The organism is Streptomyces sp. TOM-9 (assembly GCF_056858595.1).
In genome coordinates, this window is the sequence record NZ_JBXEQB010000001.1 from 6,236,335 (window position 1) to 6,248,118 (window position 11,784).

Annotated in this window: 12 protein-coding genes; all 12 read left to right on the forward strand. The window is 74.2% G+C overall.

Features of this window, described 5'->3' with window-relative positions:
• Nucleotides 1-26: 26 nt before the first annotated feature.
• Nucleotides 27-677 (forward strand): PLP-dependent aminotransferase family protein, encoded by a 651-nt coding sequence (locus AC1VWI_RS29185; protein WP_499513972.1) that lies wholly within the window; start codon nucleotides 27-29, stop codon nucleotides 675-677.
• Nucleotides 674-1,993 carry a DegT/DnrJ/EryC1/StrS family aminotransferase gene (locus AC1VWI_RS29190; RefSeq protein WP_499513973.1) on the forward strand — a complete coding sequence of 440 codons (1,320 nt, stop codon included), beginning with the start codon at nucleotides 674-676 and terminating at the stop codon, nucleotides 1,991-1,993. The genes AC1VWI_RS29185 and AC1VWI_RS29190 overlap by 4 nt, the downstream gene beginning before the upstream one ends.
• Nucleotides 1,986-3,050, forward strand: a complete 1,065-nt coding sequence (gene argC / locus AC1VWI_RS29195; RefSeq protein WP_499513974.1) for an N-acetyl-gamma-glutamyl-phosphate reductase — start codon at nucleotides 1,986-1,988, stop codon at nucleotides 3,048-3,050. The genes AC1VWI_RS29190 and argC overlap by 8 nt, the downstream gene beginning before the upstream one ends.
• Nucleotides 3,047-4,909, forward strand: coding sequence for a M20/M25/M40 family metallo-hydrolase (locus AC1VWI_RS29200; RefSeq protein WP_499513975.1), 1,863 nt, complete (start codon nucleotides 3,047-3,049; stop codon nucleotides 4,907-4,909). The genes argC and AC1VWI_RS29200 overlap by 4 nt, the downstream gene beginning before the upstream one ends.
• On the forward strand, nucleotides 4,906-5,718 hold the full coding sequence (locus tag AC1VWI_RS29205; protein WP_499513976.1) for a thiamine pyrophosphate-binding protein: 813 nt from the start codon (nucleotides 4,906-4,908) through the stop codon (nucleotides 5,716-5,718). The genes AC1VWI_RS29200 and AC1VWI_RS29205 overlap by 4 nt, the downstream gene beginning before the upstream one ends.
• Nucleotides 5,715-5,915, forward strand: a complete 201-nt coding sequence (locus AC1VWI_RS29210) for a hypothetical protein (RefSeq protein WP_499513977.1) — start codon at nucleotides 5,715-5,717, stop codon at nucleotides 5,913-5,915. The genes AC1VWI_RS29205 and AC1VWI_RS29210 overlap by 4 nt, the downstream gene beginning before the upstream one ends.
• A complete protein-coding gene (locus tag AC1VWI_RS29215) occupies nucleotides 5,912-6,112 on the forward strand; it encodes a hypothetical protein (RefSeq protein WP_499513978.1) in 201 nt (66 codons plus the stop codon). The genes AC1VWI_RS29210 and AC1VWI_RS29215 overlap by 4 nt, the downstream gene beginning before the upstream one ends.
• Entirely contained in the window at nucleotides 6,109-7,053 is a 945-nt protein-coding gene (locus AC1VWI_RS29220) for a transketolase family protein (RefSeq protein WP_499513979.1), read from the forward strand. Before AC1VWI_RS29215 ends, AC1VWI_RS29220 begins: the two co-directional genes overlap by 4 nt.
• The gene (locus AC1VWI_RS29225; RefSeq protein ID WP_499513980.1) at nucleotides 7,041-8,294 is read left to right on the forward strand and encodes an ATP-grasp domain-containing protein; all 1,254 of its coding nucleotides are present in this window, start codon (nucleotides 7,041-7,043) and stop codon (nucleotides 8,292-8,294) included. The genes AC1VWI_RS29220 and AC1VWI_RS29225 overlap by 13 nt, the downstream gene beginning before the upstream one ends.
• On the forward strand, nucleotides 8,291-9,640 hold the full coding sequence (locus AC1VWI_RS29230) for an amidohydrolase family protein (protein ID WP_499513981.1): 1,350 nt from the start codon (nucleotides 8,291-8,293) through the stop codon (nucleotides 9,638-9,640). The genes AC1VWI_RS29225 and AC1VWI_RS29230 overlap by 4 nt, the downstream gene beginning before the upstream one ends.
• A complete protein-coding gene (locus tag AC1VWI_RS29235) occupies nucleotides 9,637-10,866 on the forward strand; it encodes an MFS transporter (RefSeq protein ID WP_499513982.1) in 1,230 nt (409 codons plus the stop codon). The genes AC1VWI_RS29230 and AC1VWI_RS29235 overlap by 4 nt, the downstream gene beginning before the upstream one ends.
• Nucleotides 10,867-11,158: 292 nt before the next feature.
• Entirely contained in the window at nucleotides 11,159-11,779 is a 621-nt protein-coding gene (locus tag AC1VWI_RS29240; RefSeq protein WP_499513983.1) for a sigma-70 family RNA polymerase sigma factor, read from the forward strand.
• Nucleotides 11,780-11,784 lie beyond the last annotated feature (5 nt).

The window sequence follows — 11,784 nt, forward strand, 5'->3', positions numbered from 1 at the left end:
TCGGCAGACGGAGGAGAACCCCACCCATGGAAGCGTTCGACACCGCCACGGTGCTCACCCGGGTCCTCACCTCGGGCGTGGTGATGAGCATCGAGAAGAGCGACCGCGAACTGCCCGGCCTGGAGCGGCTGCTCACCCGGCGCACCGGCCGCGCCAGGGCCGCGCTGTTCAACAGCCGCAGCGGCGCCCTGCACGGGGCGCTCGCCGGGCAGGGCATCGGCCACGGCGACCGCGTCGCCGCCCGGCCGGGCGCCGGCGACCGGGAACGCGCGTTCCTGGACTGGCTCGGCATCACCGCCACCGCCAGCGCCACCGGCGACGCCGCGGGCCCGGTCCCGTACGACCTGGTCGAGCTCGACGCCGTCAACGCCCACGACCTGACCCGGCTCGCCGCCGCGGGCACCGCGCCGGTGCTCGTCGCCGACCTCACCGGCCTCGGTTTCGGCCCGGCCGCCGCCGTCCTGACCGACGACCCCGCCGTGTGGGCCCGCGCCGAACGGCTCAAGATCTTCGGCGCGTACGACCTGCGCACCATGTGGACGCAGGAGGAGGCCGACCCGCGACTGGTGCCCGGCGTGCAGTTCAACTACCGGCTGAGCCCGCTCGTCGCCGCCTGCGTCCGGATGGCCCTCACCCAGGCCGCCCCGCCGGGCGACCTCTCGGGAGCTGAATCATGATCACCGACTTCCCCGCGGCACCCCTGCCGCTGCCGCACCCCGACGACGTGACCGCCGAACTGGCCGCCCTCGGCGGCGCGGCGGTCATCCCCAGGGACCTGCGCCGCACCCTGTTCCCGGTCGTCACCAAGGAGGACGTCTTCAACCTCCTGCTGGCCCAGCGGCAGGATCCCGACAAGGTCGTCGCCGACTTCGCCGAGGCCTACCGGGCCTACGTGGGCGCGGCGTTCGCGCTGCCCACCGCCAGCGGCACCTCCAGCCTGCACATGGCGCTGGTCGGCGCGGGCGTCCGGCCCGGCGACGAGGTGATCGTCCCGGCGTTCACCTTCATCGCCACCGCGCAGGCCGTCGTGGCCGCGCACGCGGTCCCCGTCTTCGTCGACGTCGACCCGCGCACCTACTGCATGGACCCGGCCGCGGCCGAGGCGGCGGTCACCGAGCGCACCCGCGCCCTGATGCCCGTCCACGTCCACGGCCTGCCCGCCGACGTGACCGCGCTGCGCGCCCTCGCCGACCTCCGCGGCCTCGCCCTGGTCGAGGACGCCTCGCACGCCCACTCCGCCCGCGTCGGCGACCGCGTGGCCGGCTCCTTCGGCGACGCCGCCGGGCAGAGCCTGATGGCCGACAAGAACTTCCCGCTCGGCGGCGAGGGCGGCATCGCCTTCTTCGCCGAGCAGGAGTCGTACGACCGGGCCACGGCCTACCTCGACCGGCACGGCATCGACTACGGCATGGCCTGGATCGCCGCCGCCTTCGGCGCGAGCCAGCTGCAGCGGCTGCCGTACTACGACGCGGTCCGCGCCCGGAACGCCGCCCTGCTCGGCGAGGCCCTGAAGGGCACCGGCCTGTTCACCCCGCCGTACGTGCCCGAGGGCCACGTCCACGCCTACAACATGTACCGGGTCACCCTGCACCCCGAGGCGATCGGCCTGGCGGACCTGCCCGCGTACGCGGTCAAGGAGGCCGTCCACGAGCTGCTGGTCGCCGAGGGCGTACCGGCCCGCGAGTGGCAGAACACGCCCATCCCCTGCCACCTGCCCTTCGTGCACCGGGCCGGCTTCGGCGGCGGTCACCCCTTCACCCTCAACCCGGGCGCCGTGCGCGACCACACCCCGCAGGACTTCCCGGTGATCCGGCACATGCTCGACACCACGCTCGTGCTCTGCCGCGAGCTGCGCTCCCCGGTCGAGTACGAGCGCATCCTGCGCTACGCCGACGCCTTCGCCAAGGTCGCCCGCCGGCCCGACGCGATCCGCAAGCTCGTCCAGGAGGGCGACTTCCGCCGTCCCTACGAGAAGGCGGCCCGCCTTGGCTGACACCACGCCCGGCACGGTCCGGGTCGCCGTCGCGGGGGCCAGCGGCTACAGCGGGGGAGAGGTCGTCCGGCTGCTGCTGGACCACCCCGGCGTGGAGCTCGCCTTCCTGTCCGCCGAACGCGCCGCCGGCGCCGCGCTCGGCGCCGTCCACCCGTGGCTGCGCAACCACCCGCGTGCCGCGGGGCTGACGCTGCGCCCGCTGCGGGAGCTGGCCGACGACGCCAACGACGTCGACGTCGCCATCTCCTGCCTGCCCACCGGCACACTGCCCGGGCTGCTGCCGGTGCTGTCCGGGCACGCCAAGCGGATCCTCAACGTCGCGGGCGACTTCCGGCTGCGCGACCCGGGCGAGATCCGCGCCCACTACCCGCGCACCGCCGAGCAGCCGGCCGCAGAGGACTTCGCGTACTACGTCCCGGAGCTGTCCCCGGCCGTCCCGCAGGGCCGCTTCGTCAACCTGCCCGGCTGCATGGCCGTCGCCTCGGTCTACGCCCTGCACCCGCTCTTCGCGGACGGGCTCGCGCTGCCCGAGGTCGTCGTCGACGCCAAGACCGGCTCCACCGGCGGCGGCCGTGACAGCGGCGAGCACCCCGCCGAGCGGGCCGGCAACTTCCGTGTCCACAAGCCCTTCGGGCACCGGCACGCCCCCGAGATCCGGCAGGCCATCGCCGACCTCACCGGCACCGCGCCCGAGCTGCGCTTCACCAGCCACAGCCTCGACGTGCCCCGCGGCATCCTCGTCACCGGGTACGCCCGGCTGCGCGAGGGCGTGACCGGCCTGGACGTCAAGCGCGCTTACGCACGCGCCTACAAGGGCCGCCCCTTCGTCAAGGTGCGCCCCGCGCCCAGGGCGCCGCAGGACTTCCCGATGCTGAAGGCGGTCGTGGGCTCCAACGTCGCCGAGGTCGCCGTCGTCGTCAAGGACGACCAGGCCGTCGCCGTCGCCGCCCTGGACAACCTGGTCAAGGGCGCGGCCGGGCAGGCCGTCCAGGCGATGAACCTGCTCTGCGGCCTCGACGAGACCGCGGGCCTGCCCCGGACGGCGGTGGCGCCGTGACGACCCCGTACCGGCCCCTGTACGTCGTCAAGGTGGGCAGCGCCACCCTCGCCCGCGGCGCGATCCTCCACGAGCTGTCCGACCTCGTCGCCCGCGGCGCCCGCGTCCTGCTCGTGGCGGGCGGCGCCGTCGGCATCGAGCGGCACTACACCGCCCTCGGGCGCGCCATGCCCGAACTGCGCCTCGCGAGCGGCGACACCGTGCGTTACTGCCCGCCCGAGGAGATGACGCACATCGTCGACGCCTACGAGCGGGTCACCCTGCCCTCGGTCGAGGCGGGCCTGCGCGACCTGGGCCGTACCGTCCTCACCGCCGTCGCCGCCCGTGGCGGGCTCGTCGGCGGGCGCGCCAACCGGCCGCTGAAGACGGTGACGCCCGAGGGCCGCAGCCGCGTCGTGCGCGACCACCGGGCCGGGGTCCCGCAGGACGTCGACACGGCGGCGCTGCGCGCCCTGCTGGACGCGTACGACGTGGTGTGCGTGTCGCCGCCGGTGCGCGACCGCGACGGGGGCGCCCCCCTCAACGTGGACGCCGACGTCCTGGCCGCCGCCCTCGCGCGCGCCCTGGACGCCGACCACCTCCGCCTCGTCACCGGCACCGCCGGACTGCTCACCGACCCCGCCGACCCGGCGTCGACGCTCCGCCACGCCCACCCCGGCGAGGCCGCGCGGTACGCGGGCGGCCGCATGCGGCAGAAGGTCCGCGCCGCCGAACTCGCCCTCGACGGGACCGGGGACGTCGCCATCACCGGCCCCCACACCCTGGCCGAGCCCACCGGCTGGACCCGGTTCTGGCGCGAGGCGCCCCCCGCGGAGGACCTGACCCTGCTCGGCCGCGCCGCCGGCATCCCCTCCGTCTCCGGGGACGAGCACGAACTCGCCGCCTACCTGCGCGAGTGGTGCGCCGGGCACGGCATCGACGCGCACGTCGACGCCGCGGGCAACCTCGTCGCCACCCGCGGGGACGGCCCGCGACGCCTGCTGCTCCTCGGCCACCTCGACACCGTGCCGCACCACTGGCCGGCCGCCTGGCGGGACGGCGAACTCTCCGGCCGGGGCACCGTCGACGCCAAGGGGAGCCTGGCCGCGTTCCTGGAGGTGCTGGCCGCGGCCGACGTCCCGGACGACGGCCAACTGCGGGTCGTCGGCGCCGTCGAGGAGGAGGTCTCCTCCGCCAAGGGCGCCTTCCACGCCCGCGACCACTACCCGGCCGACGCCGTCGTCATCGGCGAGCCCAGCGGCTCCGGCACCCTCACCCTCGGCTACTTCGGCCTGTTCAAGCTCCGCCTCACGGCGACCGCCGCCAGCGGCCACTCCGCGGGCATGGGCGCCGTCACCGCGCCCGACCTGCTGCTGCGCGCCGTCGCCGGCATCCGCGCCGCCGTCGCCGCCCACGCGCCCGACGCGCTCAGCGCCCTCATCGACGTCCGCACCCACGACTCCCGGGAGGCCCAGCGGGCCGTCGGCACGCTCAACTTCCGCATCCCGCCGGACGCCGACCTCGCCACCGTCCGCAAGGCCGCCCTGGTGCCCGACGCCCCCGGCGACGGCCTGGCCGTCGAGGTGCTCCGCGCCACCCCCGGCGTCGCGGGCGGCCGCGCCACCACCCTGGCCAGGTCCTTCGGCCGCGCGTTCGCGCGCGCCGGCATCCGGCCCCGGCACGTCGTCAAGAAGGGCACCTCCGACATGAACACCCTCGCCACGACCTGGCACGGCGTCCCCATGGTCGCCTACGGGCCCGGCGACGCCTCCCTCGACCACACGGACGCCGAACGCCTCCCGGCCGACGAGTACCGCCGCGCCCGCGGCGTCCTCGCCGACGCCGTCCGCCACTGGTTCACCTCCGGCGGCGCGGCATGACGCCCGCGACCGCCGTACGGGAGACCGCGTCCCCGCAGCTCGCCGAACGGGCCCGCCGCGCCCGCGAACTCGTCGTCGACATGGCGGCGAGCCCCCGCGGCTGCCACCTGGGCGGGAGCCTGTCCGTCCTCGACGTCCTCGTCGCCGCCCTCGACCACGCCGCCGCGGCGGACGACGGCACCCAGGTCGTCCTGAGCAAGGGCCACGCCGCCGCCGGCCTGTACGCCGCGCTCCACGTCACCGGCGTGATCCCGGACAACCCCGCCCCGCACTACGGTCTGGCCGGCCGGCCCTACACCGGCCACCCGGGACCCAAGGTGCCGGGCGTGGTGTTCCCGACCGGGAGCCTCGGCCACGGCGTGGCCTACGCCGCGGGCTGGGCGCTCGCGCAACGGCTGCAGGGCGGCACCGGCAAGGCGATCGCCGTCGCGGGGGACGGCGAACTCCAGGAAGGCCTGGTCTGGGAGACCTGCCAGGTCGCGGCCGCCCAGCGGCTCGGCGGGTTCGTCCTGGTCGTGGACCGCAACGGCGGCCAGAACGACGGCATGGTGGCCGACATCTCCCCCCTGCCGCACCTCGCGGAGCGCTTCGCGGCCTTCGGCTTCGACACCGCCGAGGTCGACGGCCACGACCTGGGCGCGCTGTCGGCCCTGTTCGCCGCCGACCGGTCGGCCGCCACCCGCCCGCTCGCGGTCGTCGCGCACACCGTGAAGGGCAAGGGCGTGCCGCCCGTCGAGGGGAAGGCCGCCTCGCACTACGTGACGATCGACGCCGCGCGCGCCGCCCAGTGGAAGCGACTCATCCGATGACGTTGTCCGGGCGCGATGCCTACCGCGCCGATCTGACCGCGCTTGCCGCTGCCGACGACCGGGTCCTGTGCCTGGAGGCCGATCTCGGCGGTAAGGGTCACCCCTTCCAGCGGGCGCACCGCCGCGGCCGGTTCGCCGCCACCCGTTCCTCTGCGGTCGCCCCGTGCGCCGCCCAGCGGAAGGGAGCGCTGCGATGACGTTGTCCGGGCGCGATGCCTACCGCGCCGAACTGACCGCGCTCGCTGCTGCCGACGACCGGGTCCTGTGCCTGGAGGCCGATCTCGGCGGCAAGGGTCACCCCTTCCAGCGGGCGCACCGCCGCGGCCGGTTCGCCGCCACCCGTTCCTCTGCGGTCGCCCCGTGCGCCGCCCAGCGGAAGGGAGCGCTGCGATGACGTTGTCCGGGCGCGATGCCTACCGCGCCGAACTGACCGCGCTCGCCGCTGCCGACGACCGGGTCCTGTGCCTGGAGGCCGATCTCGGCGGCAAGGGTCACCCCTTCCAGCGGGCGCACCCCGAACGGTTCCTCAACCTGGGCATCGCGGAGGCCGCGATGGTCGACATGGCGGCCGGTCTGGCCGCCGCCGGGTGGAAGCCGTTCGTCTCGACCTTCGCCCCCTTCGCCGCGTTGCGCGCCGCCGAGAGCCTGAAGCTGACCCTCGGCTACCTGCGCGCCGGCGTCACCGTGGTCGCCCCGTACGCGGGCGTGTCCGGCGCGTGGTTCGGCACGACGCACCACTGCCTGGAGGACCTGGCCGTCCTGCGCAGCATCCCCGGCGTGACGATCGCCGCGCCGTACGGGGAGGCCGAGATGCGCTCCGTGGTCCGCGCCGCGGTCCGCTCCGGACGTCCGCACTACATCCGCACCGGCCGCAACGCCGCGTACGAGAGCCTGCAGGCGCCCGTCGCGGAGGGCGGCACCGTCACCTGGGAGCACCACGGCTCCGGCGCGGCCGGCGAGCGGTGCCTGGTCTCGGTCGGTGAGGAGGGCACCCGGCTCGCGCTGGCCGCCCGCGCGGAGCGCCCCGGCACCGCGCACGCCCACCTCACCTACCTGGACCACGCCCACCTCTCCCGCGCCGCGGCCGAACTCGCCCGCCACCACCGACGCTTCGTCGTCGTCGAGGAGCACCGCACCGAGGGCGGCGTCGCCGAGGCCCTCGCGCTGCTGCTGCCGGCCTGCGAGGTCACCTCCGTCGGCGCCGGCCACGGCTGGCCGTCCGAGGGCGGCGACCACCAGGAGGTGATGGCCGCGCTCGGCCTCCACCTGCCCGCCGTGCTCCGCGCACTGAATCCGATCCCGCACCAACCGAGGGGGTTCTCATGCACGTACTGATGGTCGAATGCAATCCGAACGGCGTCGCCGGCATCGCCAACGCCCTGTCCCTGGGCCACGAGGTGACGCTGGTCAGCGCCGACCCCGGCTTCTACGTCGCCGCGTCACCGCTCGCCGAGCCGGCCTTCGCCCACCCCCGCTGCCGGGTGATCACCAGCGAGTCCGCGTTCTCCATCGACGCGCTGGAGCAGCTGGCGAAGGAGGTGCACGCGAGCAGCCCGGTCCACGGCGTGACGACCTACAGCGAGTACCACACCGTCCACACCGCCTCCGTCGCCCGCGCCCTCGGCCTGCCCGGGATGAGCGTGGAGGGCGCCCTCAACGCCCGCCACAAGCACCGCACCCGGCTCACCCTCGCCGGCACCGACGTGCGCCAGCCGCGCTTCGCGCACGCCCGTGCCCTGGACGAGGTGGAGGCCGCGATCCGCGAGGTGGGCTTCCCGTGCGTGGTCAAGCCGTCCGACGGCACGGCGAGCCTGCACGTCCTGCACCTCACCGGCGAGGAGGACCTGGCGGCCTACCTCGCCGACCTGGCGAAGGTCGCCGACTACGGGCGCGGCGTCACCCGCATCCCGGACGTCGTCGTCGAGGAGTTCGTCGAGGGCGAGCTGGTCTCCGTCGAGGCCGTGGTGCTGGCCGGCGGGGAGATCGTCAACCTCGGCATCACCGACCGCTGCCTGAGCGGCTTCCCGTACTTCATCGAGATGGGCGCGACGTACTTCCGCGGCCACCCGCTGCAGGACGAGCTGTTCGAGATGAACGAGAAGGCGCTGCGCGCCCTCGGCATCGACTTCGGCTTCATCCACGCCGAGTACCTGCTGTCCGCCGACGGCCCGGTGCTGTGCGAGGTCAACGGCCGGCTCATCGGCGGCATCGTGCCGCAGCTGATGAAGATCTCCAGCGGGGTGGACCCTTACCTGGAGGTCATCCGCCAGGCGCTCGGCGAGACGCCGGAACTGCCCTTCCCCGGCACGGTCACCGCGAGCGGCCGCTGGTTCGGCTCGCCGGTCGAGGGCACCCTGCGCGCGGTGGACTTCACCGCGCTCAACGAGCAACCGGGCTTCGTCGAGGCCCTCAGCTACCGCGCCCCCGGCACCGGTGTCGCGCGGCTGTCGAAGAGCAACTTCGACTGGCTCGGCCACGTGATCTTCACCGGCAACGGCCGCGCGGAGGCCGGGGGCCGCTGCGAGTCGGCGCTGGACCGGATCGCCGTCGACCTGTCCGTCCAGGTCGCCCGGTGAGCGCGCTCCGGCGCGTCGCCGTCCCCCTCCTCGACCCGGAGACGCTGTACGACGTGGAGGTCGGCGAGGGGGTCTTCACCCGGATCGCGGCGGTCGCCGACCGGGACGTCCGGGCCGGCGGCGAGCCGGAGCTGTGGCCGGGCTTCGTCGAGGCGCACGCCCACCTCGCGCTGCCCGCCAACTTCGACGACTCCCTCGACGACGCGCGGATCTCCGCTCTGTCGTACCTCTTCCACGGCGTCACGCACGTCGTCGACATGTTCGGCTTCCCGCTGGTCGCCGACGCCTGGGAGGCCGGCCGCGCCACGTCCCCGGTGCCGTACCCGCGGCTGGCGCACTGCGGCTACGCGGCCACCTCCATGCGCGACGGCGAGGGACTGACCGGGCACGGCGTGGAGTTCCCCGCTCCGGTCTTCATGCTCGGGGTCGGCGACGACCTGGAGCCGCTGATCACCGCCAACCGCGCGCGTGGCGCGACCTTCCTCAAGGTCATGTTCACCGACGGCACCGAACAGCCCGGCACGGCCCGGCGTTTCTCGCGGCTGCCCGCGCCCGTGCTGGAGCACGTCGCGCGGGTGGTCCGGACGCACGGGCTGCCCGCGATCCTCGACTGCAACACCCGCGAGGAGGTCCTGCAGGCGTACGCGTACGGCTTCCGGCTCTTCGCCCACCCCGTCCGCGACCTGGAGCTGACGGCGCAGGACTGGCGCGCCCTGGAGGGGGCGCGCTTCGTCTCCACCCTCGGCGGGCTGTACCCGATGGTCATGGAGCGGGAGGACTTCCGGCGCGAGTACGGCAGGCCCGGCTTCCGCGAGACCCAGGACCCGGCCAACCTCGACTTCGTCGCCGGCGTCGAGGAGCCCTTCGGCATCCGCTTCGGCTGCCAGGACACCCGCACCGCCGCGCTCGCCACCATGCGCGCCAACAGCCTCCGGGCCCTGTCCCGCCGCGGCATGCTGGTCGGCACCGACTGCGGCAACACCGGCGCCTTCCACGGCTACAGCCTGCTCGGGGAGCTGGACCGGCTCGCCGGTGACGACCCGGGCGAGCGCGCCGCCCTGCGGCACGGCCTGCTGCGCGCCGCCACCCTGGACAACCGGCTCTTCTTCGACGAGGTGTCCGGGTCGGCACCCTCGCCGGATCTTCTTCACGAAGGCGCCCCCGCGACCTTCAACCTGCTCCCGGCGGCCGCCAAGGAAGAACCGCTGTCCGCCCTGCCCGAACTCACCGTCGCGGCGGGCGTGGTGGTCGACCGCCAGACCGTCGCGCAGGAGATCAGGTCCCTGCGGGCGACCCCCTCGGGAGGGAAGGTCGGCCTGCACCACGACGAGAGGTCGGACTCGTGAACGCAACGGCGAAAAGGACGCTCGCCGGTGTCTGCGTCGGCATCGCACTGGCGCACGTCGGCAACTACATCTACTTCCCGCACCTCGTGTCCACCCTGGGCGTCGAGTACAGCGGTTTCTGGGCCGGGTTCGTGATGTTCCTGACCTACGTGGGCCGGCTGTCCTCCACCTTCTTCTACGAAGGGCTGGGCGCCCGCCTCGGCACCCGCGGCAGCGTCATCGCCGGCATCGCCCTGGAGGCCGTCGCCCTCGGCCTGATGGGCTTCGCGGACGGGCTCGTGGCGTACGGTCTGTGCGCCTTCTTCGTCGGCTTCGGGTCGGGCATGTCCTTCCCGGGGCTGAAGAACATCCTGGGCGCGCTGCCGGAGGAGCACCGCGCGAAGGCCTTCTCGTACTTCCAGATGGCCTGCCAGACCGGCGTCATCGCCGGTGCGGTCGTCGGCGGGCTCTTCCTGTGGGCCGACATGCGCGTGCTGTTCGGGGTGGTCTTCGCGCTCTTCGCGGGCTACTGCCTGGCCGCGGTCTTCGTCATCCCGCGCGACGGGGAGCAGGACCGGGCGGCCGCCGCGGCGACCCCGCTGGTCAACTTCGCGGTCCTGAAGGGCCTGAAGGCGGGTGCGGGCACGCGCTACTTCTTCCTGTCCAGCCTGTTCTGGATCATGTCGATCAGCTTCCTGGTCGGCATGCCGCTGTTCATGGAGGAGTACGTCAAGGGGCTGCCGGTCTCGGCACCCTTCTGGATCAGCGGCATCACGCTGATGGCGCTGCAGTACCCGGCCTTCCGGTTCATGATCAAGCACTTCCGTCCCGGGCAGGTCATGGCGGTCGCGTTCGGCGCGATGGCGCTGGCGTTCGTCCTGTTCGGCGCGGGGCGGAACGTGCTGTGGGTGGTGGTCGGCTGCTTCGTGGTGGTCTTCGGGGACATCCTCTTCACGCCCTCGTTCGACCTGTGGGTCACCCGGCGGATCCCGGCGGACCGGCTGGCGCGGGCGATGGGCGCCATGCACTTCTTCCGCAGCTTCGGCAACATGGCCGGCACGCTGGTCGCGGGCGCCCTGTTCGACCTGGCCCACAACACCGGCATCCCGGGGCTCAACTGGTACCTCACCGCCGCCCTCGCGGCCGCCTGCGCCCTGGTCAGCCTCGGCGTCTCCGCCCGCGAGCGCACGGCCGAACCCGACCCCGACCCCGAGACGACCCCCGCCCCCGCGCCCTCGGCGGCCTAGGGAGGGTCGGTGCACCCGCGGCACCGCACACGTGCGGTGCCGCCGCGGGGCGCGCCCAGGCGTGCGCCACCGTGCCCCGGCCCGCGCACCGGACGCACCGCTGTCCAGGTGCGGCCAGGCCGCTTGCTGACAGCGGGCACCGCTTGCCCGCAAACCCCCGCGCCGGGTTGCATGGAATACGCACCCGTCGAAAGTCCGGCAATTTCCAGACGGAGGAATCCCAATGACCCGGAAGGGGAATGCGGAGCTTCTGGCGGGGTGTGCGCGAGGGGAACAAACGGCCTGGGACGAGATGGTCGAGCGATTCGGCCGGCTCGTCTGGTCCGTCATCCGGAGCCACCGGATGAACGACGTGGACGCCGAGGACGTACGGCAGTTGACCTGGTTCCGGCTGGTGCAGAATGTGGACCGCATTCGCGACCCGGACCGGATCGGTGACTGGCTCGCCACCGTGGCGAGGCGTGAATCCCTCAAAGTGGTCACACGGGGAAAGCGACTCGTCATGGTGGGGGACAGCCAGACCCTCGAGGTCCTGTCCGGCCACCACGAGAGCCCCGAGCAGATCACCCTGCGGGCGCACCGCAAGGAAGAGGTCCTGCGGGCCATCGACGGCCTGTCGGACCAGTGCCGCGGCGTGCTGCAGATGGCGCTGGAGGACCCGCCGGCCTCGTACGAGGAGATCTCCTCGGCGCTGTCCATGTCGCTGGGCTCGGTCGGCCCCATCCGCACCCGCTGCCTGCGCAGACTGCGCCGCGCGCTGGCGGCCGCGGAGGAGGGCGAGCCCGTGCCGCCGTCCGGGCCGGCGCCCTGCGGGCGGTGCCCGGGGGGCGAGGTGTCCGGTCCGGGGCGGTCGGCGGATCTGGTGGGGGAAGGCCCCGAAGCCGCGGCCGGCCGAGCTGCCGGATGGGAGTGATGCGC